Here is a 24,560-nt window from a genome sequence, read left to right on the forward strand (position 1 = left end):
CAATGAAAAAGCTACTATCCATACTTGTTATCCTGATATCTTTCCACATTTCTGCTCATGAAGGCGGACATGGTTCTCCTTTTAAAACTTGGCATTTTACAAATAGTAAAATGAATTTAAAAGCTGAGTTTATCGAAAAAGTTGAAGAAAGCGTTTATTTAATGAACGAGCAGCACACGGTAGTCACTTTTCATATTTCAGAATTTACAAATCAGGAACAGCAATATATTGCGACTAAGGCAAATTGGATTAGTAATAAAAACACTTTTAAATCAGAGTTGCAATTACAAACAATAAACTACCCGAAACTGTTAATTTATTTAGGTGTTATTTTATTATTGTTTTCATTGCTAAGGTATAAACAAAAGAACAGCTACAAAACTTTGCCTTTTGGTTGTATTGCAATCACTATGGTTATTATGGGTTGTAAAACAGAAACAACTTTAGAAAGCCTTAAAATGGCAAAAAACGACATCTCATATTTAGAATCTGTTTTTAGCGTTTTTAACAAAGTTAATACGCGGCACGATGATACATATTTCTATATAGAATCTAATGGTATACCTGAACACGAAATGATGACAGGCATTAGCAATTGGCAACAACAAGTACCTATAAATCATGATTATTCAGGCAACAATGCTTGGGCAATTCCACTACAACCAGAATTAGCTGATGATCCACTATCTACAAAGAATAACTTTATGAAAGGTGCCATTGCAATTGCTGCTAATGGAATCCCAATTTTCAATCCTTTAAATAACCGAGGTGAAGATGCAAATGCCATTGGTGAATTAGATAAATGGGGCGGTCATTGCGGGAGAGCCGATGATTATCATTACCACTTACCTCCTGCTCACTTACAAGCTAAAGTAGGAAACAATAAACCTATTGCTTATGCTTTAGATGGCTTTCCAGTTTTCGGAGAAACGGACGCGCCCTTAGATGAGAATCTTGGTCGTTTTACTTCAGATAGCACCTACCAATATCATGCTGTTAAAGAATATCCGTATTTAATTGCTTCTATGAAAGGAAAAGTCAAAATCAACCCAAGAACTCAAGCACCAGAAAATGAAATCATGCCACAGGCAAAAACTAGAGGTGTTAGACCAGATTTAAGACCATTACGTGGTGCTGAAATAATTGATTTTAACAAAACAAAGCCCAATCAGTATAGCTTGAAGTACGAAGTAGATTCTTCAGTATATACCATAAATTATGGTTGGGACAATGATGGTAACTATAATTACGAGTTTATGGCTCCAGATAGTAGTAAAACCCATGCTACATATCATAGAAAAACCAACTAAGGATCTTTTTGTGAAATGATTAGAACTCATTCCTAAAACGCTTTTGATCATTATTGATTAACAACACAAACACCTATTATCTTTTCTCTATTTTTTTAGTATTCACATAAAAACAGACAGACTTGTCTGTTTTTGAAAATTATTTATATATTTGCAATATGAAACATACCGAAGTGAAACAAAAAATTACGGAAACTGCCTCATTTTTATTTTATAAGAATGGGTACAATTCTACTGGTATAAATCAAATTATTGCTGAAGCTGGTATTGCTAAAGCTACACTATACAATCATTTTAAATCGAAAGAAGAGATTTGTTTAGCTTATTTACAATATAAAAATACTAGTTTTTTAAAGAACTTTAATGCCTATGTAAATTCTAAACCTTCAGGGAAATCGCAAATCTTAGCTATGTTCGATTTTTTACAATTATTTTATCAAGATCAAGATTTTAATGGCTGTTGGTGTATTAAAACAGTTTCTGAAGTCCCTAAAGATAACACCTTAATCAGAACTGAAATTCAAACTCAGAAAAACGATTTTATAACCTTAATTGCTGAGCTTATATCTAAAAACATAGATGCTATTAAGGACAATCAAATACAAACATTAGCAAGACAAATTTATTTACTTTACGAAAGTGCTGTTGGTGAAAGCCACTTACATCAAGAGGATTGGCCTATTTTAGAGTCTAAAAATCTTTGTGAAAAAATACTCACTTAAAAAAATTTACACAAACTAAGACAGACTTGTCTGTCTGTTAATAATTATTTAAAAAACAAAAAGATGAAAGAATTTGAAAACAAAGTAGCCATAGTTATTGGAGGAACAAGTGGTATTGGAAAAGCAACAACAACAGCACTATTGGATGGTGGCGCAACAGTACATGTGGTAGGAAGAAACACTGAAAAGCTTAAAGACACAGAAAACTTAATAAAGCACACAGCAGACATATCAAACACTACAGATGTAAACACACTTATAGCAAAAATAAATAAACTAGAAACCTTAGATTATTTAGTAAATGCTTCGGGTATATTTGGACCAAAGCCATTTTTAGATCACACTATGGCAGATTATAACGCCTATTTAGATTTAAACCGTGGTTTCTTTTTTATCACACAAAGTGTTGCAAGAAAAATGAAAGCAACTCAAGGAGGCTCCATTGTTAACGTAGGGTCTATGTGGGCTAAACAAGCAGTGAAAGCAACACCTTCATCGGCATATTCTATGCAAAAAGCAGGATTACATTCATTAACACAACATCTTGCTATGGAATTAGCTGATGATAACATTCGTGTTAATGCGGTCTCTCCTGCTCTAGTAAATACGCCCGTATACAATGATGTATTTGGAGGTGAAGAAGCTGCTCAGGAAGCGCTTGTAGGTTTTAATAGTTTTCATCCAATAGGTCGTTTTGGTGAAGCTACAGACATATCTAATAGTATACTATTCTTATTATCTGAAAAAGCTGCTTGGGTAACAGGTGCTATTTGGGATACTGATGGTGGCGTAATGGCTGGTAGGAATTAATTACAATGAAAATTAATTTAAGTCATAACCTATTTAATTTAGGTTATGACTTACGTATAAATAATTACTTTAAATTAAGCGATTAGCTATAAATATGAAACATATTATATTATTCATCACTCTAACACTCACCTTATTTAGTTGTAATAATGTCGTTGAACAACAAGAGGTATCGCACCAATTACCTCCAAAAACAACTTATAATTATGCTGAAATAGATAGTGTAAAACTATTTTATAGAGAGTCTGGAAATAAAAACAATCCAACAATAATATTGCTGCATGGTTACCCTTCATCATCACACTCGTATAGAAACTTAATCCCCATGCTTGCAACTCAATATCATGTAATAGCTCCTGATAATTTAGGCTCGGGTTACAGCACACATGTAAATCCAGAAACAACACGTTATACATTTGATTTACTAGCAAACTATACCGAAAAGCTTATTAACTCCCTTGAAATTGAAAACTATGTCATGTATATGCAAGATTTTGGTGCCCCTGTTGGCTACCGATTAATGATGAAAAATCCAAACCGTATATCTGCTTTAATTGTTCAGAATGCCAATGCCTATTTAGAAGGTCTAACACCTAAGCGGCAACATTTTTTTAGAACAGCACAAACCGACACCTCAAAAGCTAAACACGATTTCTTATACAGTTTAACAAGCAGAAATGCCATTATAAACAAACAATATTTATTTGATTTAGATTCTACAAACATTTTCGTTCAAAGTCCTGATGCATGGACTCACGATTTAGCTTTTTTATGTACTAAAAGCGATCGAGAAATACAAGTACAGCTATTTCAAGATTATAATACTAATTTAATCCGCTATCCAAAGTGGCAAAGTATGTTGCGTAAAAACCAACCTAAGACTTTAATTGTATGGGGAAAGAAGGATGAAAAATTTAATGCCAATGGCGCTAAAGCCTATTTAAAAGATTTACCAAATGCAGAACTCCATTTATTAGATGCAGGACATTTTGCAGCTGAAGAAAAAACATCAGAAATAGCACAACTTATCCTAAAGTTTTTAAAGCAAAATTACATAGAGTAACAAGTTAGAGTTTAAAAGTAAACTATAATAAACGTGACAAAAAAACGATGGTGATAAAATCATCAGGTATTTCGCTATTAATTATGGAGTTGAAAATTAGGTTTTAGGATATATTCAAGTTTCAGAATAAATATATTTATTACTCATTCTAAAAAATAACAATGCCAGTTAAAAAACTGGCATTGTCAATACATCCAATAGCTAACTCAAATATATTGGAAAATAGTTTCTGTAAATAAAAATTTTAGTCTACAATTTTTATATCAACCGAGGTCATACTTTGCCACCCTGTTGTATCGGTTACTGAATATGAACAATGATAGTCTCCTAAATCAGAATCGATAGGAATGGTAACACTTACATTTATTTCATAGCTTGTTAAACCTTCTTCTATAGTATAGTTTTCTATAAGAAACAATGGATTGTCAGCTACTTTTAAAGGGTCTAGAATACAGGTTTCATCTTGATCATCATGTGTATGATGGTCAAAATTATGATGAATATTTAAACTATATGCCGCCAACTCTCTATTATCAGTCACAAAAGCTCTAAAGTTATAGGTTTCTCCACGCACTAATTCTTCACATGCTTGCGGAAAACCACCATCGTAATTAATTGTAATTGTAGGTTTTTCTTCATCTATTTCAATACTGTCATCACTTGAACAAGAAGCTAAAAGTATAAATAAAAAAAAGATAAAATAATTTGATAAAATTTTCATTTGAAAAGTATTAAAACCGCATAGTCCTAATTATAACTATGCGGTATAAGGGTTTATTATTCTACTGTAATATCTATATGTGTTTCGTAATCTACTGTAAAACCGTCTTCGTCTTCAACAGTAAAAGTTACATGATATTCACCAGCTGGTGCTGTTGCAGGAACTAAAATATGCTCATGAAATTCTACAGCAGTTTGTTCATGGTAAGGCTCTAAGATTTCATCTTCATATTCCCATTCTACTTCACCAGGTAAAACTGGAAGATCATGTGCGTGAATATCAACTGAAATACTATGAACACCATTTACAGCATCAATAAAAAATTCAGCATCAAACTCATTACCTCTAACAACAGAACCATCAATAGCAATTGCACTTAAACTAATTGGCTCTAAAATATCAATATGCCCTTCTGTTTCTGTAGTATTACCTTGGCTATCTGTAACAATAAATTCAAGGTGATACTCGCCTGCTGGAGCAGTTGAAGGCACAGGAATATGCTTGTGGAAGGTTGGGTTTAATACTAAAAGATTTGCGTCCGTGTAAACGTTTTCATAGTCCCATTCTTCTTCACCTTCACCAGCTACTAAATCATGAGAGTGAATAATTACTGTAATACTACTTACAGGAGATTGTGCTAAAATTTCAGCTTCAATATGAATGTCTCCTCCTTTGTAAGCTATAGGATCTGTTGAGTGCACACTACCCTCACCATATTCAAAACTTGTAATTTGTGGTGCATTGCTTCCAGAATTAACTGCAGAGGATGCATCATCATCACTACTACAAGAATACAGGAATGTGCCTAAAAAGGCAACCATTGCTAAAAATTTAAAATTCGATTTAAAAATACGTGTTGTCATAATGCTTGTTTTAATTGTTATTAATTATAGTTATTATTTAGTTTTACCAAATGGTATTGTTAATGCAAGTGATATATTTCTACCAGGTTCTGGAACATCTATTAGACGATAGAAACTAGTATGATTGTAATATTTAGTGTTAAAAAGGTTATTCAATTTAAATCGCAATTGTAAAGGCGAATTATTTTTAAAAACATCAATTTCAGTTTGAACCGACATATTTAAAACTTGATAACCATCTGTTACTTCTTCAGGTGGAACAATTTCTTCTTGTGATGCAGTAATTCTATAATCCACTCCAAAAGTTGGTTGTTTAAATAATCCGGCATTTTCAAACTGATAGCTGGCCGATATTAAACCCGATAATGGTGGGGAAAAAGGAATAGTAAACCCTTCTTTAGGACCACTAGTTTGTCTTGAATAAACATATTCTGCCGAAGCATTTAGTTGTAAATTATCTGTAATCTGGGCTTGAGCTCTTAATTCGCCACCAACACGAAATACTTTATTTTGTGTATACTCGTAAATCTGTAAAACTTCATAGTAAGCAGATGTAGGATTTAAGTAAATAAAGTTATCAAAGAAGTTAACAAAGGGGCTTAATCCGATACTGAAATCATTTGTGGTATAACTTACATCTAGGTCTAATTGATAAGATTCTTCAGGTTTTAAATCTAAATTTCCTTTTTCATAACGATACATATGATAATTAACTCCATCCGAAGCCAACTCGTTTGCTAATGGCATTCTAAAGCTTTTGCCGACATTGAATTTAAAGGCCATTTTATTCATTATATAACTTAAACCTACCGATCCACTTATATTTCCAAAATTTAAGGTTTCATCTTGAGCACGTTGCAAGTATTCTTCTGATGTAGAGCCATCACTGTTAGTAACTGTGGTTGGATACCAATCGTAATAAGCTTTTGTATCCACTACTCCGTAATCATAACGAAGTCCAGCTAATAGGTGAAAATCGGAATTTATCTCATAGGTATCAAACGCAAAGGCTCCAATTGTGAATCGGTTATATTCTGGAATTAAAAAACCCCAACCGCCTATATTGTTATCTTGATATTCCACATTTAAACCAGCAACAATATCGTGTGCATCATTAGGTTTAAAAGCATCCTTAATATTTAACGAATAGGTGTTTTTATTAAATTCTCGTTCTTTACTATCCTCCGGTTTTGGCATATAACCATGAGGAACAGGCTCAGAATGCTCTTCTCTTAAATTATTTTGGAAACCCAAATCGAAATGTAGAATATGATTATCTAAAACAATTTCAGTGTTATTAATTATTTTAAAATGATTAGCTAAATGGTATGGAAGATCGATATCCCGATTAGAACTATCATAATCAATATATGATGTTCTTACTTCTAAACCGTGTGCGTTAGCAAAAAATCCATTTTTAGAATACACATTACTAAAAGTTGTTTCAGAGGTTATATTATCTTTAACATACCCTACTCTAAAACTAGCATTCGCTTCGTTTCCAGCCGTATTACGCAAGTTATTATCGTCTAATGTAAAGATGTAGTTCTCATAATTTATAATATCTGTTGGTACTTTAAAATCGCCATAATCTTTGTATGTTAAACGACCACCAAAAAACCAATTTTCTTTACGAGACAATACAGCTGCTGAAACTCCTAATAAATCATTATTAGTTTCGCCCAAAAGATCAACCGTCCCATTTAAAGAATTTTCTAAGGGTATTTTATTGGGCTGAATATCTACAACTCCAGCAATGGCATCGGAACCATAAACTAAAGAAGCAGGGCCTTTAATAATTTGAATGTTCTCAATACCGTATTGATCTATTTCTAATCCATGATCGTTACCCCACTGTTGAGCTTCATGTTTTATGCCATTCTGCACCACTGCTACTCTGTTAAAACCAAGGCCTCTAATTACAGGTTTGGATTGCCCAGAACCAATATTAATAGTACTGACACCTGGTAGTTTACTTAAAGTTTGCATCAAGCTATTCTCTCTATTATTAGCTAGAAACTCACCGGAAACGAGTTCTGAAATAACTGGAGACTCTTTGGCTTCACGCGCTTTAGTTTTGCCCTGAATTGCAATCTCATCAAGTACCGTGTTAGATTCTCCCAAAGAAATTTTAAGAGGTTTCATATCTTCTTTTACATCCACAGAAACAACTTGATCTGTATATCCCATATGAGATATAGTTAAGGAATAAGTTCCTTTAGCTAAGTTATTAAGGGTAAAATGTCCCGTTGCTGTTGAAATTGTAAATAGATTTTCACCAACTATATTGGCTCCTTCTATAGGTTGTAACGTATTTGCATTAACCACAGAACCTTTTAATTGAAAAGAATCTTGTGCAAACACTGTAGAGCATATGCTAAAAAATAAACATATACCCAATATTCTGTTTAACATAAATATTGTGTGAATTTTGAACACTTGTCTCTAATAGAGACATTAGAAATGGATCTATTTAATAGATTAAGACTAAAACGATATGTAACCAATAGTATTTATAAAACAGATACTGCTCTATAATGCTGGTATGCATAAGTTTTCTCCATTATAGCTTAAAATTATAGCCTAGATGGATTTTCTTAAAATAATAAATGTAAATTATACTACTGAAGTAAATAAGGCGGAGGCCGAGAAAAGAGTTGATTTGAAGCAATTGTATTTGAAAAAACAAAATTATAATTTGCTACTAGTTCTTGCTCAGTTGGTAGTTCTGTATTTTCAATAACAAAACTAGGTAAGTCAGGCGTAATTGCAGGTGTGAGTTTGTTTGCAATAGCTGTATCACAAACTGCACAATGTATAGCATAATCTTCATCATCGGCATGAGACAAAGCATGAAGCCCAACCATTTTCAGTGAAAGAAAAAAGATCAGGAAGAAAAAAGTAATGTTATTTTTTTGACTACTTAATTTCATTAATATGCTAAAACTTGAAGTTTCTCAAAAACGTGTCGTTTAAATTAAAGTGTTTATTCTTTAAAATTAACAACTTGCTTTAGTTGCAAATATATTGTTTTTTTTGTTCTGAGTTAGAATCCCTACAAACGTTTTATGCTAAATTATGTTAAAAAACAGCCTATAAAATCTTAAAATACTGATAATATTTACGCTTAATGCATAAATATCTTATTGATGAGAAATCCCCCCTTTAAGTGGTAATATCATTATATTTTAATTACCTAATAGTATTAAAAATATGTAATTCTCAGGTTGCTTGCCACTATTTAATGTTTTCAAGTTTGTTATTAATAAACTTTATAAACGTAAAACCTATCTATGTTTTATATTCTAATTTATATGAACTAAATTAGACGTTTTTAACCTCCAATTTGTTTTTTAACATCCCTTATCTTATCAGTAATCATGTTTCTAAAAAGTAAATATAAAAGCCGAAGACTTTATGCTAACTTAATTATTGGTGTAATCTGGATCTTACTAGGCGGACTTAATTTACTAGATACCGACCATGTTAAATGGTATGATTATGCATATTTAATTATAGGTATTTTATATTTATTACTTTTTTTTTACGATCTATCCCATCCTTATATATCCATTGAAAATGGAATCCTAAAAAAAAGTACACTATATGGATTAGGCGTGAAAATAAAACTAAAAAACATCATTACCATAAAAAGAACAACAGATAACTATATTGTAAATACTGACAAAAAAAAGATGACCATTAACACAAAGGTTATAGATGAAGAATCTACTATTATGTTAGAGAATATTCTTTCGGAATTGCAAATACAAATACATAAACCGCAGCATTAAATATGACAAAATTAAAAGACCTAACTGAGGCCAAAAAAGAATCAGGACGACAAGCTAACCCCGATTTCATGAATGGTGTTGATGCTATTATAAACGAAGCGAAAGCCATAGAAGAAGGCAAACATGCACTTAAAATTGGAGATGTCGCTCCCCTATTCACCCTTCCTGACCCTAAAAACACTTCTGTATCCTTACTGGAATTATTAAAAAAAGGTCCAGTAATAGTAACGTTCTATCGTGGTAGTTGGTGTCCATATTGCAACTTACAACTTAAAGCCTTGCAAGAACGTGTATCCGAAATAAATGCTTTAGGTGCTACTTTAGTAGCCATTAGTCCACAAGCTCCAGATGGATCTTTGTCGGATACTGCTATTAGCGAATTAAATTTTACAGTTCTTTCTGATCAAGATGCTAACGTAGCTGAAAAATTTGGTGTAGCTTGGAAAGTTCCTGAATTTTTATTGGAACACATGCGTGTTGATAGAGAGCTAGATTTAGAAAAAATAAACAATGGAAACGCACATATACTACCAATTCCTGCTACGTTTATACTAGATAGTAATGCCGTTATAAAATGGCGCTTTGTAAATATTGATTACCGCACAAGAGCAGAACCTAGGGACATAATAGAAGCATTAAAAACTATATCTTAATTTGTTTTTATAACCTACAAAAACAAATGCATATAAATCAAAATTATAATTGATTGCATTAGTTCAGCTTAATAAAAAACTTAAGTTAGAGAGACACATATTTGTATTTTCAAAATATTACAGTAAACCCAAAACAAAAATTAAACATTTATGAAAAGAATTTACTATTTACTTCCATTATTAGCTGTATTCCTATTTAGCAGTTGTAAAACCGAAACTAAAGAACAACCAGTTGTTAGTGAGAAACAAGAACTACAACAAGAACAAAAAACAGAATTAAGCTTCAGTAATGATCAGTTTTATGATGCTGAAGGAAATTTTTTAGAAGAGAAAGCTAAAGATGCTTTAATGGAGTTAATGGCATACCACAATTACCCAGTTTTTGAAGGCTTAAGGGAAAGAATATGGCTTACCGATTACAATAAAGGCGATTATGCCAATTTAGGCTTAGCTTCTGTTATGTTTGTAAATAATGAAGAAGACCAATATATGTTAATGGATATATTTTTATTACCAGGACAGATGTTAGGTGAACACATGCATTATGCTGCCGATAATAATCCAGCTAAACTAGAAGGTTGGTTAGTTAGACATGGAAAAAGTTATATAGCAGGTGTTGGTGAAAATAACAGAGATCAATTTCCTGAGGTTGTTATTCCTAAAACTCACTGGAATGGTAAAGTAACTGCAAATCATATTGTGGAAGCTAGATTAGGAGATTTTGATTCATTAGCTATTGTTGAAAGTGCTCATTGGCAAATGGCAGGTCCTGAGGGAGCTATTATTACTGAGGTTGGAAATGTACATACAAATTCAGGTGTTCGTAGGTCTGATCCCGAAATGAACTAATTAAATCATATCATTAAATAGTCACTCAAATAGTTACTTTATTATAAGTAACACCCTAAACTCAAACTTATGAACGCTATAAAGTATATTTTAGGATTTCTACTGTTCGTTAACAGTACACTAAACGCACAGGAGGTTTCCAAACAAATCCTCATAAAAAATGTAGAGATTTTTAATGGAAAAGATCAAAAAACTATACATGGTAATATTCTGATAGAAAATAATATTATTACTAAAATTTCTAAAAATGAAATTTTACCTACTAGCGGAATTAAAACCCAAGTTATTGATGGGCAAGGTCAGTTTGTAATGCCTGGTTTAATAGATGCTCACGTACATTTATTATTTGAGAGTGTTCCTAAAATGCAAGCCATGATGAGCGATTATGCTATGCTTAATCTTATGGCTGCTAAAGCCGCTGAAAAACAATTACTCAGAGGATTTACAACCGTTAGAGACTTAGGTGGTGGATCGTTAACTCTTGCAAAAGCTATAGATTTAGGCTTAGTAACAGGACCTAGAGTTTACTCAAGTGGTGCTTTTATTTCACAAACCGGTGGACATGGAGATTTTGGTCTACCTACAGATGTGCCTCGTAAAATTGGAGAATTATCTTATGCTGAAAGAAACGGCATGGTTGCTATTGCAGACGGAGCGGATCAAGTTTTAATGCGTACACGTGAACAATTAAGACAAGGTGCAAAACAAATAAAACTTATGGCCGGTGGTGGTGTATCATCAGATTACGATCCCCTAGATGTAGCGCAATATACTACCGCCGAATTCAAAGCTGCTGTTTCTGCAGCTGAAAACTGGGGAACTTATGTTACAGTTCATGCTTACACACCATTTGCAATACAAACAGCTATTGAGGCAGGTGTAAAATGCATTGATCATGGTCAGTTAGCGGATGAGGAAACTGCTAAACTTATGGCCGACAAAGGTGTGTGGTGGAGTCTTCAACCTTTTTTAGACACAGGTGAATCAACATTTGCTGAAGGTTCTGCCAATCGTTTAAAACAAATAGAAATGAATAAAGGAACCGATAAAGCCTATGCATTAGCAAAGAAATACAAAATTAAAACAGCTTGGGGTACTGACATTCTATTTAATGCGAAAGCAGCCTCCAAACAAGGAAGCAAGTTAGCTGTTATGACACGCTGGTATACACCATTTGAAGTTTTAAAAATGGCTACTTCCACAAATGCCGAGCTCTTACGAATGAGCGGTAAAAGAAACCCTTATTTAAAAGGGAATTTAGGAGAACTAACTGAAGGTGCCTACGCTGATTTAATTCTAGTAAATGGAAACCCTATTGAAAACATTGAGCTAGTTGAAAACCCTGAAGCAAACTTTTTAATAATTATGAAGGATGGCAAAATTTATAAAAACCTATTAAATTAAATACTACAGCTCTTTTAAAGCATCAAATAGCAGTCAGCATTTTAATAACAAAAATAAATGACACCCAACAAGGCTCAGACAAAACACTCTCTAAGGTTGTTCTCTTTAACCATTTTATTAAGCGCCTTTTTGCTTCAATGTAAAAAGGAAACAAAAATAGTACCGCTTCATAAAACAAAGTCATCAGAAAACCTGACTACAAATTTTAAAGATTATTACAGTTCTGGTTTATTAAAAACAGAAGGTTACTTATTAAATAATAAAAAAACAGGGAAATGGGTATCATATTACGAAAATGGTGAAGTAAAATCTGTTAGAAATTTTAAAGATGGAAAGCCCGATGGCTATCAAAAACTAGATTATTCACAGGTTTTATATATGGAAGGTTATTCTAGAAATGGTTTAAAAATTGGAGTATGGAAAAGTTACTTTAAAGATACCAATCAACTGAAGTATTTAAAACATTTTGATAATCATGGAAATAAAATTGGTGAATGGAAAAGCTATTACGAAACGGGTGAGCTTTATTTAACAGAAACCTTTTTCAATAATCAAGCAAACGGAAAAGAAACAACCTACTTTAAAAACGGTAACGTTTATACCACCGGATTAAAACAAGATGGGCAAAAAGTTGGAACATGGAAAACCTTTAACGAAGATGGACAGTTACGCAACACCGAAGTCTACGACTCTAAAAATTAACTTGCTTTAAATACCTGTCCAGAATTGAATCATAATTTTTATAATAAGCCCAAAAAAATACAAAATAAAATACTAACTACTATTGCTTTAGTCGCACTAAGCATACTAATACTTTCCGTCCTACTCTCCTACCTAACTGGGATTTATCTAATAACAATTTTAACCTTTAGCTTTGTTAGCTCTATAATTGCACCATTTTTTGATATGCCTTCACTTAAAAAATCGGGTAAAATACAGTATTATTCGCCATTATTTATATGTGAAAAACCAAAAAACAACTGCATTAAAATTCATGGCGGTACTTTATTTGATTATTATTTTGTAATAAACAGAATACTAACTGGTAAGCAGCGAACAAATTATATCATTCAAGAATATTTAAGTGGTTTGCTACTATTAATTGAAACCCATAAAAATAATACACAACTAAACGTGAAGGGTACTAGCTATATCATAAATGAAAGAACAGCTAAAAAAATTGGGTTCAAAGTCATTAAAACAGATGGTTTACAGAAATTAATTTTAGTGTATAATTATTTTAATGTGCTTCTTTCAAATTCCATTGCTAAAAACAAATTAATGTTCCCTAAGCTTAACAATACAAAAACCTTTGAAGCTACCATAAGTGAATTACTAGAAAAGAAAACTTTTATTGAAACATTACATAAATCATTAAAGCATACCTCACCTATAATTGAAAAACAGGAATACACAAAACCCCATTAAAACATAAAGTTTTAACGGGGTTTTATAGATTATTAAGTGATTTTAATACATCATTATTTTCCTCAGCTGTATTCGCACTAAATCGGAGTATTAAATAACCAATTATTGCTGCAATTAAGGACGCTAATAAAATACCAATTTTTGCAGAATCGATATATTCTGGTGTACTGGCAAAAGCTAAACTAGCAATAAAAATAGCCATTGTAAATCCAATACCTGCTAAAAAGGAAACACCTATAATTTGCATGTTACTAATGTTTTCAGGAACAGAAATGATTTTTAATTTTTTGGCTATAAATACAACCAAAGGAATCCCAATCCCTTTTCCTAATACCAAACAAATTATAATGTTAGTTGTCAAAGCCATATCTAACTCTACATCGCTACTTATAACAACTCCGGCATTTGATAATGCAAAAATTGGAATAATAAAATAGGCTACCCAACCGTGTAAACTATGCTCTAAGCGCTGCAACGGTGACTGAAACTGACTAGACCAAGTTTCTAAAGTATCTACATGTGCTAATTGTTCATGAGAAAGAATTGGTGTTTTAAGCACACTAGCATTTTTAATCTTTTTATAAATATCCTCCAGGTTTTCTAAAAATGTTTCCGTTCCAATTCGTTGCGTAATAGGCACTGAAAAAGCTAACAATATACCTGCTACAGTTGGGTGAATACCTGATTTTAAGAATAAAAACCAAACTGCAGAACCTATAATGAATAATAAAAATTTAGAATAATATCCACGGTAAGATAGAAAGTATAAAATAGCTAACAATGCACCTGCTATTAACAATAAAGTGGTGTTAATCGTACCACTATAAAATAAAGCAATAACTAAAACCGCTCCTATATCATCAACAATAGCAAAAGCCGTTAAAAATATTTTTAAACTTAGTGGTACACGTTTACCTAAAACATTCAATACAGCTAATGAAAATGCTATATCCGTAGCCATAGGCACACCCCACCCTTTTAAAGTATCGGGGTTATCGTTTAAGACAAAGAAAAATAACACAGGCACTAGCATACCGCCAACAGCACCTATAAGCGGAAAAGCTATTTTTTTCATGGAATTTAATTCGCCAATAACAAGCTCCCGTTTAATTTCTAATCCGATTAAGAAAAAGAAAATTGCCATAAGGCCATCATTAATCCATAAGATTAAAGGCTTTTTAAACTCGAAAGTTTCTGTTGTTATCCCTAAATCGTATTGCCATAATTCATGATAACTATTACTAAATCCTGAATTAGCCCAAACTAGAGCCATGATTGTAGCGAGTAAAAGTAAAATACCACTAAAACTTTCTATTTTAACAAATTTCTGAAATGGGGTTAGAAGTACTCTTTTTATCATATATGTATTTTATATTTAGGTTGATTATCAAAGATAGTAGATTAGTCTATTTAGATAAAATAAACGCGTGATTTTTAATATTTATTTAATATTTGAAACGTTAAATTGACTGTTTCGTTACAATATATTAGTGTTTCTCGGTAAAAAAGAAAAACTATAGATATAAATCTTAGCAAAAGTTAATTAGTCTTTCTATTAAAAAGAAGGTGTACGACACCAATTGTAAGAGTTAAAGAAAGTCCTAAAACAGAAACTCCAGGCCAGCCATAAAATTGCCAAGCAATAGCTCCTAAGGTTGTTCCAATAGCGCCACCTATAAAAAAACTAACCATATAAATGGTATTAACACGGTTTCGTGCTTCTTCATTTTTAGAAAAGATAATATTCTGATTCGTTATATGCAAACCTTGCATACCTAAATCTATTAGTATAACTCCTATTATTAACCCGATGATTGATTTAGACGAGAGTAAAAAAATTAGCCATGAAAAAGTTAACAATGCAATACCAAACCAAATTAATTTTTGTTTACTAACCTTGTTATTAAGTTTTCCTACTACAGTTGCACCTAAAGCTCCAACAATACCAAACAAACCAAATAGTCCTGTAATAGTACTTCCGTAACCAAAGGAATCTTCCATTAAAAACACTAAGGTTGTCCAAAAAACACTTAATGATGCAAAAGCTAAACCGCCACGTAACGAAGCTAAACGTAAGGCTGGTTCAGTTTTAAAATAAAACCATAAAGACCCCATTAAACTAGCATAAGTCCCCTTGTATTCGGGTGATATTCGAGGGAGTTTAAAACGTAAAATTATAAATAATAAACACATAAGAATAGCGGCTCCAGAGTAAACTATTCGCCAACCAAACTGATCCCCAATAAATCCACTTAAAACACGACTTCCTAATATACCAATCAACAAGCCACTCATAACAATTCCTATAGCACGACCTCTTCCCGCTTTATCTGATAACTGTGCTGCCATTGGAACAAACAACTGCGGTATAGCCGATGTAAAACCAATAGCAAAACTACTAACTATTAACCAAAATAAAGATGTGGAAATAGATGCCCCAAACAGTGCTATTATTAAAATCAAGAAATCAATTTGCAAAATTTTATGATTAGCTACCTTATCCCCTAGCGGAATAATAAATAATAAACCAAAAGCATACCCTAACTGTGTGAATAATGCTACGTTACTAACTGCCGCTTCTGTTACATTGAAAGTAACCGAAATTAAATGTAATAAAGGCTGATTGTAGTACAAATTAGCTACTACTAGTCCAGCAGAAATACTCATTAAATATAAAACGGAATTAGATAAAGGTGTTTTCATTTATAATATTATAGTAGATCAGGTATTACAACCAACCTCTAATTAGAAGCACCATGGTTGTAATATTATCAAATTCATTTTTAGGGAATACGATAATTAAAAGCGCTTGCAAAGTTAATTAACTATTTAACAAAAGAACTACTATAAAGCCCATAATAAAGCGTTTTTAAGACATATGACTTATAATATATTTATCTATTACTAGCATTCTATTCTTTATAGGCCAACATTAAAAAAGGAATTTCTAAATTATTAGCCACTTGTTCCGTTTTATGATTTAAAAACAAGTGTTCTAAAAAACTATGTTGTTTACGCATCATTGTGAAGAGCCCAATCTGATGTTCTGAAATATAATTGCTAATTGTTTTTAAATAATTAGCTTCTGGTTTTCTTACAAACTGCTTATTTATATTTATAAAAAGAGAATCTAGAGTACCTTTTACTACCTCTTGGTTTTCATGTAATGTAACTGAATCCGACAAATGAAGAATATCTAAATTGTAATTATAATGCTCAGCGAGATCTATAAGGATTTTTAAATCTTCAAATTTATAGTTTGATTGGTAACTTGTTGTAAACAACACGTTTTTGATTGGTGTAAATTTACTCTCAAATGGAATAGCCAAAACAGATACATCGCAACGTTGAAAAACCCGTAAAGTTTGACTACCAAAAACAATTTTCTCAAAATTACTAGCGCCTTTAGTCCCCATTACGATTAAATCGACAGCTTGATCTTCATGAAGTTGTTTTATAGAAGCTACCAAATTATCATAATCTACCCGCGCTTCAAACGTATGCAATAAGTTGTTATTACTATTTTTTAATTCCGAAATTAAGACATCTACTTCCTTTTTAGCAGTAGCAATCAAATCCTTATATAAAGAATCAAAAGAATCGCTTTGCATTAAATCATCAGATATATATGTTGATGATTTTACCACATGTAAAACTTGAAAATGGCATGGTGTATACGTAAACAAGTTTAATGCATATTGAATAGCATGACGTGAATTTTCTGAGAAATCTGTAGTAAGTAAGACGTGTTTCATAATAAAATAATCTTTTAGGATTGTTACAATATACCACTTGATTTTTAATTATAAAATGATATTTATCAGCATAATTATTAGAATTTTGCTATTTCATCAAAGTAAACTAATTCCTACAATAAAAACAGATAAAGTGTGCATTTCATCGATAAAAGTCATTTTTCTTTGACGAATAGTATTTAAACCAATAGATTTGATTTAGAAGAACAATAAAATTACAACATGAAACAACATTAAATTAATAACGTATTGAAGCCTAAGGTAAAGACCTATCCCAAATCTGTTTTTACCCCAAACTTGAATATGATAGCTTACAGCTAGCTATATAACTATAAACTAATGAACCTACTTAACCTACTACATAAACAGCGTATTTATGTGATATGCGTCTTTTTGACCATTACCATGTTGTCGTGGGTTACTTATGCCCAAATTACAATATTACCTCCCAATTTAAGTTTCACACAAGCTTGTGCTTCTCCTGGCTTTAATACCTATAATTTTTCCTTTTCATTTTACCCGGCTCATAATTTAGGAACGGAAAACGAATTTATAATTGAACTTTCTGATGGTAATGGCGATTTTAGTAATCCAACCCCCGTGGCTACACTAACAAATAATACATCGCCTGTTTTAGGAAGTTTTGAATTACCTACAGATACAGCCGGAGAAAACTATCAAGTACGTGTTAGAAGTACATATCCTGAACAGACAAGTTTACCAAGTTCGGCTTTTTCGGCTTATTATGCTATACACAATCAACCTTATTCAATAAACAACTATAATAGTACAATAAATTTATGCGAAGGCGACTCGTTTTTATTAGAAGTAGATAATCCAGGTAACGCTTCTTCACCTGCCTACTACCCCAACCTGCAATATATTTGGTATAAAAATTATATAGAAATTCCAGGTGAAACAGAAGCTTCTATTTTAATTACCGAACCTGGTGCTTATTATTCCATTGTAGATTATGGCTCTTGTGTTATGAATTCATATTCAAACATCGTTACCGTACAAGTTGCCCCTAATATTTCTCCAACAATCGAAACTAGCGATGGATTGCATAGTATCTGTCCATCGGAAAGTAAAACGCTTATTAGTACCTTACAAGATCCTAACTATACATATACATGGTTTAAGAATAATAATCCAATACCAAGTAGTAACATGCCAACTTATGATGCCGTTTCTGAAGGTTCATATCATTTAGAAATTGATAATGGTGGATGTATCTTTAGTTCAAACAGTATCTTTTTAGAAGTTACTGACATCGATGCATATTTAGATATTGTATCGAATGTTATGTTAGTACCTGGTGAATCTCTAACAGTAACGGCTACAACAACTGCTAATTCACCAACAATCCAATGGTTTAAAAATAATGTTGCTATACCTGGAGCCACATATTTAAGTTATACAGTTACACAACCTGGTGATTATAGTATTGTAATATCTCAAACTACACCTTGTGTAATTGATACCGTCCTGAATCTGCTAGTTATTTACCCAGAAAGTATAAACTTAGCAATAAATCCAGATGCAAGTTATATAGCTTGCAATAGCTTATCTACAAGTTTATCTGCAAATGTTTTTGAAGCTGTTTCTCCTTTAGAAACTTTAAATATTTTAAATAATACCTTAGGTTATATTTACCAATGGTATTATTATGGAGTTCCTATATATGGTGCTAATACACTTAATTACACGGTTCCCAACTCAGAAGCTAATGGACCTTATTTTTTAGAAGTTACAATTCCTGATTATGGCGTTGTGTATTCCAATAACATAAATGTTAATTTGGGAATTGGTTCCATATTAATTTCAAACGACCAAGAACTTTGTAGTAATCAAACCGTTACCTTTACAAGTTCGGTAACAACTACAGCGCATTCCTACCAATGGTTCAAGGATGGTATCGTTATTAACGGTGCTACATCACCTACTTACGCTACAACAGAAGCTGGAACCTATAATCTTTCAGTTACAAATGGTACCTGTCAAAATAACTCTAATAGCATAACTATTAACAGTTCTAGTATTAGTGTTACCCCTACGGCTGCTTTAACAGATATTATTATCCCAGGACAAACAAAGACACTAAGCGTTTCAACCTCAGCCACCAATCCTACATATTCCTGGTTTAGAAATAATGTAAGTATTCCCGGAGCCGTTTCTAGTAGTTATGATGCATCATTAGATGGCAGTTACAAAGTGGTTGTTAATCAATCTGACAGTTGTAATTTAGAAGAAGACATTACTTTTACCTTAGAATATCCAAATAGTTTTAATGTAGAATTATCACCTGAAACAAACTATACTGCATGTTCTAGCACCTCAACTACCCTACGAATAGATCAATTTTCCGCAGAAACGGATTCAGGAGCCATTAATATCTTAAACAATAGCTTTAACTACACATATCAATGGTTTAAAAACAATATTGCTATTCCTGGAGCATCCAACACAGAATTAAATATTAGTTCCGCAGCAGATAATGGTGATTATCATTTAGAAATTACAATACCCGACTTCGGTATACAAACAACTAATATCCTAACAATCAATTTAGCGACAGAAGCATTAATTATTGAAAATACTGGCGCATTATGTCCGGGAGAATTCACAACACTTTCAGCCAATATTTCTGATACGAATTACACTTACCAATGGCTGCATGATGGAGTTGTAATACCCGGAGCAACAGCCGAAACTTATACAACAAATTTAGAAGGTAATTATCAATTAGAAATTGATAACGGCACTTGTTCTTCTAGCTCAAATAGTCTATCGCTTGCTTTCGGTCAACTGAATATTTATAGTACTAATTTAGATAACGATGTAATTTTACCCGGTGAAAATAAAGTCATTACTGTTACTACCGATGCTAGTCAACCTAGTTTTGCCTGGTATCATAATAATGTTTTACTAGCAAATGAAACGTCTGCAACCTTTACCGCTACACAATCCGGAACTTATAAAGTAATTGCAAGTGTTACGGAAGCGTGCACATTATATGCCGAAAAGACATTTATTTTAGATAACCCTTTAGATTATAATATTGAAATAGCCATAGATCCAACTTACGATTCTTGTACTAGCAACAGTATGCCTATAAACCTTATTACTTTCGAAGCGATAACTACTAATGGGAATCTAGATATTCTAAATAACACCCAAATAACTTACACCGCGCAATGGTTTAAGAATAATAGTTTAGCTACAGGTGAAACAGATACATCTATTGATCTTGTAGACATTTCCGATAATGGCGATTATAAATTACAATTATCTATAGATGCCTTTGGAACTGTTACATCCAATACCATTTCAGCTAATTTAGACACTAACCAACCATTAATTATTACTTCTAGTGGTTTATTCTGTAGTGGGAATCCGCAATTAGACATCAATAGTAATATTAGCAATACAAATTATGTTTACACTTGGTATCACAACGGTAATTTACTAGCTACCAATAACAACGCTACTTTAACTATAACAGAAATAGGTAATTATCAATTATTCATCAATACGGGGAGTTGTACCAAGGAGTCCAACATACTTGCTATTGAAGAATCGTTCATAACACTAACGCCTACTACAGAATTAAACTCAGTACTTATTCCAGGGAATACTGTAGAACTATCTGTTAGTTCGGATGCCTTACAACCTAATTATCACTGGTCTTTTAATGGCACTTTAATTCCTGGGGCTAATACAAATAGTTATAATACCGATGCTTCAGGAGAATATGAAGTTGTAGTTACACAAACTATAGGTTGCATCATGGAAGATAGCTTAACATTTATCGTTTCTAATCCAACAAACTTTCAAGCCGTTATAGCTGCCGACACAAACTATACACCTTGCGTTAGTTTAGAAACATCGCTATCATTAACCAGTTTTACTGCCGAAGCACTATCCAATACTATAAATCTAATAGACAATCCTTACAATTATAATTTACAATGGTATAAAGATGGTGATGCTATTTTAGATGAAAATGACAGCAGTATTACTATTTCTAATTATGAATCTAACGGTAATTACCAATTAGAAATTAACATCCCCAATATGGGAACCCTTATGTCTAATACCTTAAACATAACTTTAGGGTTTATTAGTGAGGTAGAGATTTATACCAATGATATTTTATGTGAAACAAACACTACTGTCACTCTATATTCTGATATTACGAACCCGGCGTATTCCTACCAATGGTACCAAGAAGAAACAGGTAATCCTTTAGGTAACGCTACTGAACAAGAGGTTACAGAATCAGGGAATTATTATTTAGAAATAAGTTACGGCGATTGCAACATAAGTTCTAATTCAGTTACTGTTAATAGTTTGAATGCCGATGCAATAACATTGAATTATCCTGATGCGATTGATTTAATTGAAAACACAACAATAACCATAATTGCTGAAGGTGGCGATAGCTATGAGTGGTATTTTAATAATGCATCCGTTAGCGTAACAAATGCTTTAGAGATATCAGAAGCTGGCACTTATACCCTAATCGCATTAATTGGCAATTGTAGCGTAACAAAAACACTTATAGTTACTGAAATAGAGAATAAAACAGTTGCTATCCCTAACGTAGTTACCTTAAATAATGATGGAATAAACGACACTTGGGGACTACCAGCTAAGTATGTAGCAAAAGATAATGTTGATATCGTAATATATGATTCAAGTGGTAAAATTGTTTTAAAGCAGCATAATTATATGAATAATTGGCCTGCAACAGACTTTGAGTTTTCACAAAAACAACCTGTGTATTACTACACCATTTCAGAAGATAATATCATTACCGAAAAAGGTACTATAACACTAATAAAATAATATGTCAAAAAATTACTTTTTTGTACTTCCTATTTATTTTATACTGGCTTTTACTTCCATTAAAGCTCAGGATATGCCTGTGTTAAGTTTTAGTGTCCCACATCAAAATAATATAAAATTCAATCGCTTTATACAAAACCCAACCTATTCCTTTGTTGGTGAAAACAATACCTATATTTCTTTATACCATAGAAACCAATGGATACAATTTAACGACTCGCCAAAAGCATACATGTTAAGTTATACTGGACGTTTTAATGAAAAATCAGGAATGGGTATAGGTGTCTATCAGCAAAGTACTGGTGTAATTTCTAGTTTTGGAGCTATAGGGAATTATGCACATAGTATTAAATTAAATACCGACTTACAATTAACTTTAGGTTTCAACTTAGCTTACTACAGTAGCGGTGTGGATAACAACAGAACTATTACTGCCGAAGACGATCCGTTACTTCTATCGTTTCGTAGCACATCATTAGTAACTATCAAGCCAGGTATAAACCTTTCTTACAAACAATTTGATTTTGGAATTTATGCCGAAAATTTAGTGGATTATGATTTTAGGTCAAGTGAAATGGCTTCACAATATATTGATCGTAGTTACTCTTCACAACTTATGTATACACATAATTTTAATGCCGCAACAGGCCTCTTTGAAGATACTGACATGCGTTTAGCTTTAACAGCGCAAATTACAGATTCTTTCGGAACAGGTTTTGGAGGATCTATCTTAACCAACTTTCCAAGAATGGGCTGGATACAATTAGGTGTTGATAATTACTATGGTGTTGGAGCTGGTTTTGGAGCCCACGTCAGTAAACGCTTATCCATTGGCTATACATACGAACGCACAATTAAAGAAGGATTAGTTAACTTAGGTCCTACCCACGAAGTAAACCTTGTTTTTGCAATTAAAAATTCGCGTAAAGACAGAGGCCTGACAGAATTTGCTTCAAAAACAACTACTAATACCGATTCTATATCTAATGCGCAGTCACAAACGCAAAATAATGAACCTCAAACAACTACCACTACTACAACCACACAAAAAACAGTAACGACTACCACTACAATTACAACTTCTGGCACATCGTTAGCATATGATGAAACTAATAATCTAGAAGCCTTAAGGAAAATGCAATCAGATAAAGTGGCTTCGCTACAAGCTCAACTTGATGAGGAAAATCAATATTTATTAGAAATTCTACTAAAAGAAAACGATTTAAACAATTTGAAAAAAGCCACGTTAGAAGAGCAAATTCGTAATTTACAATCTTATGCTCAACGCGAAAATCAAACAAATACGCTTCCAACAGAAAACATTAAAACTATTGAGTTTCGAGCAACTACTCCAGTTACAAATCCTATAGACCCTAAACATATAGAGGATCTAAAATTTGCCAAAAATGGATACTACCTTGTTTCTAAAACCGATACCACATATAAATTCATAAATCGGTTTGATGAGTTACCAGACGCTATTAGAGCTTACAATTTAAACTACAAAGAGAAAGCAATTGAAGAATTATATATAATTCATGTTGATAATCCATTGAATACCGAAACAAAATTCAACACCAATCAACCTACGAAAACAATATCTAACGCTACTAATCTTCCTCTTGAAACAAATCAAAACTCCCCTATTAACGATAATGTGACATTCAGTGGGTTAAATGCGTTAACACCTCGAGCAACAAAATTAGCAAACGAATCAAACACGCAAACAAGACGTACAGACGATAGTATTCCTAGAGAAAAAATATTAGGAAACAGGTTAGTTACAAGTATGTCATTAACTACAGGCAGTATTCCAAATACAAATAATGATAAAATAGATAACTCAGAAAATAAAACAACCAACACAAATAAAGAAACAAATAACACCAATGAAATTAATTCAGAAAACAGTAAAACCCCTCAAAAACCAATAGCAAAAAATGACCCTAAAAAAGCAAACAAACCTAAAAAAACCGTTAAACAATATGAAGATAATTACGACACAGAAACACGAAGAAATAGTGTAAGCCTATCCTTAACAGGAGTTGAGCCAGGATATTATATTGTAGCCAATGTTTTCTCGCAATTTAGCAATGCCGAAAACTTTATTAACGATTTAAAATCTCAAGGATTATCACCTTCCTATTTCAAAAACCCTAGAAACAAATACACCTACGTTTACCTAAAACATTTTGATGATTGGCGAAGTGCCTCAAAAGCTTTTCATTCAAAATTAAACAACAGGTATACCGGTAAAATTTGGATTATGAGTATCAATATAGAATAATTTAATGATGACTAAATACGGCATCCCCCAAATGCCATAAAGCCAACAGT

At 32.4% G+C, this 24,560-nt stretch carries 19 protein-coding genes; 12 read left to right on the forward strand and 7 right to left on the reverse strand.

Annotated elements, in window-relative coordinates; genetic code table 11:
- The first annotated feature begins 2 nt into the window (after window positions 1-2).
- The 4 genes from ACW5R3_RS08800 (at window position 3) to ACW5R3_RS08815 (ending at window position 3,905) form a co-directional block, all read left to right on the forward strand.
- Window positions 3-1,310 (forward strand): YHYH protein, encoded by a 1,308-nt coding sequence (locus tag ACW5R3_RS08800; protein WP_456576640.1) that lies wholly within the window; start codon window positions 3-5, stop codon window positions 1,308-1,310.
- A 158-nt stretch (window positions 1,311-1,468) separates the two neighbouring features.
- Window positions 1,469-2,032 (forward strand): TetR/AcrR family transcriptional regulator, encoded by a 564-nt coding sequence (locus ACW5R3_RS08805; protein WP_456576641.1) that lies wholly within the window; start codon window positions 1,469-1,471, stop codon window positions 2,030-2,032.
- 63 nt (window positions 2,033-2,095) lie between these two features.
- Entirely contained in the window at window positions 2,096-2,842 is a 747-nt protein-coding gene (locus ACW5R3_RS08810; RefSeq protein ID WP_456576642.1) for an SDR family NAD(P)-dependent oxidoreductase, read from the forward strand.
- Between the two features lie 94 nt (window positions 2,843-2,936).
- Window positions 2,937-3,905 (forward strand): alpha/beta fold hydrolase, encoded by a 969-nt coding sequence (locus tag ACW5R3_RS08815; protein ID WP_456576643.1) that lies wholly within the window; start codon window positions 2,937-2,939, stop codon window positions 3,903-3,905.
- A gap of 244 nt (window positions 3,906-4,149) precedes the next feature.
- On the opposite strand, the gene ACW5R3_RS08820 is transcribed toward ACW5R3_RS08815, so the two are convergent.
- From ACW5R3_RS08820 to ACW5R3_RS08835, 4 genes are all read right to left on the reverse strand, one after another.
- Window positions 4,150-4,626 carry a DUF4625 domain-containing protein gene (locus ACW5R3_RS08820; protein WP_456576644.1) on the reverse strand — a complete coding sequence of 159 codons (477 nt, stop codon included), beginning with the start codon at window positions 4,624-4,626 and terminating at the stop codon, window positions 4,150-4,152.
- A 56-nt stretch (window positions 4,627-4,682) separates the two neighbouring features.
- Entirely contained in the window at window positions 4,683-5,489 is an 807-nt protein-coding gene (locus ACW5R3_RS08825) for a DUF4625 domain-containing protein (RefSeq protein ID WP_456576645.1), read from the reverse strand.
- Between the two features lie 33 nt (window positions 5,490-5,522).
- Window positions 5,523-7,904: a TonB-dependent receptor gene (locus ACW5R3_RS08830; RefSeq protein WP_456576646.1), complete on the reverse strand. Its 2,382-nt coding sequence runs from the start codon at window positions 7,902-7,904 to the stop codon at window positions 5,523-5,525.
- 206 nt (window positions 7,905-8,110) lie between these two features.
- Window positions 8,111-8,356: a hypothetical protein gene (locus ACW5R3_RS08835; protein WP_456576647.1), complete on the reverse strand. Its 246-nt coding sequence runs from the start codon at window positions 8,354-8,356 to the stop codon at window positions 8,111-8,113.
- A gap of 513 nt (window positions 8,357-8,869) precedes the next feature.
- On the opposite strand from ACW5R3_RS08835, the gene ACW5R3_RS08840 reads away from it, so the two are divergent.
- The 6 genes from ACW5R3_RS08840 to ACW5R3_RS08865 all read left to right on the forward strand — a co-directional run bounded on the left by ACW5R3_RS08840 (window position 8,870) and on the right by ACW5R3_RS08865 (window position 13,617).
- Window positions 8,870-9,283: a hypothetical protein gene (locus ACW5R3_RS08840; RefSeq protein WP_456576648.1), complete on the forward strand. Its 414-nt coding sequence runs from the start codon at window positions 8,870-8,872 to the stop codon at window positions 9,281-9,283.
- A gap of 2 nt (window positions 9,284-9,285) precedes the next feature.
- Window positions 9,286-9,936, forward strand: a complete 651-nt coding sequence (locus ACW5R3_RS08845; RefSeq protein WP_456576649.1) for a peroxiredoxin-like family protein — start codon at window positions 9,286-9,288, stop codon at window positions 9,934-9,936.
- A 150-nt stretch (window positions 9,937-10,086) separates the two neighbouring features.
- Window positions 10,087-10,785: a hypothetical protein gene (locus ACW5R3_RS08850; RefSeq protein WP_456576650.1), complete on the forward strand. Its 699-nt coding sequence runs from the start codon at window positions 10,087-10,089 to the stop codon at window positions 10,783-10,785.
- A 69-nt stretch (window positions 10,786-10,854) separates the two neighbouring features.
- On the forward strand, window positions 10,855-12,189 hold the full coding sequence (locus ACW5R3_RS08855) for an amidohydrolase family protein (RefSeq protein WP_456576651.1): 1,335 nt from the start codon (window positions 10,855-10,857) through the stop codon (window positions 12,187-12,189).
- 57 nt (window positions 12,190-12,246) lie between these two features.
- Complete coding sequence (locus tag ACW5R3_RS08860) at window positions 12,247-12,891, forward strand: toxin-antitoxin system YwqK family antitoxin (protein WP_456576652.1); 645 nt, start codon at window positions 12,247-12,249, stop codon at window positions 12,889-12,891.
- Between the two features lie 204 nt (window positions 12,892-13,095).
- Window positions 13,096-13,617 (forward strand): hypothetical protein, encoded by a 522-nt coding sequence (locus ACW5R3_RS08865; RefSeq protein ID WP_456576653.1) that lies wholly within the window; start codon window positions 13,096-13,098, stop codon window positions 13,615-13,617.
- A gap of 22 nt (window positions 13,618-13,639) precedes the next feature.
- On the opposite strand, the gene nhaA is transcribed toward ACW5R3_RS08865, so the two are convergent.
- The 3 genes from nhaA to ACW5R3_RS08880 form a co-directional block, all read right to left on the reverse strand.
- Window positions 13,640-14,977 carry a Na+/H+ antiporter NhaA gene (gene nhaA / locus ACW5R3_RS08870; protein ID WP_456576654.1) on the reverse strand — a complete coding sequence of 446 codons (1,338 nt, stop codon included), beginning with the start codon at window positions 14,975-14,977 and terminating at the stop codon, window positions 13,640-13,642.
- 179 nt (window positions 14,978-15,156) lie between these two features.
- Window positions 15,157-16,320: an MFS transporter gene (locus tag ACW5R3_RS08875; RefSeq protein ID WP_456576655.1), complete on the reverse strand. Its 1,164-nt coding sequence runs from the start codon at window positions 16,318-16,320 to the stop codon at window positions 15,157-15,159.
- Window positions 16,321-16,529: 209 nt separating this feature from the next.
- Window positions 16,530-17,372 (reverse strand): universal stress protein, encoded by an 843-nt coding sequence (locus tag ACW5R3_RS08880; RefSeq protein ID WP_456576656.1) that lies wholly within the window; start codon window positions 17,370-17,372, stop codon window positions 16,530-16,532.
- Window positions 17,373-17,711: 339 nt separating this feature from the next.
- Between ACW5R3_RS08880 and ACW5R3_RS08885 the strand changes: the two genes are divergently transcribed.
- Window positions 17,712-22,223 (forward strand): T9SS type B sorting domain-containing protein, encoded by a 4,512-nt coding sequence (locus ACW5R3_RS08885; RefSeq protein ID WP_456576657.1) that lies wholly within the window; start codon window positions 17,712-17,714, stop codon window positions 22,221-22,223.
- A gap of 1 nt (window position 22,224) precedes the next feature.
- Entirely contained in the window at window positions 22,225-24,510 is a 2,286-nt protein-coding gene (locus tag ACW5R3_RS08890) for a PorP/SprF family type IX secretion system membrane protein (RefSeq protein WP_456576658.1), read from the forward strand.
- Window positions 24,511-24,560: the final 50 nt, after the last annotated feature.

The sequence above is a fragment of the Algorimicrobium bowmanii genome, assembly GCF_054031195.1.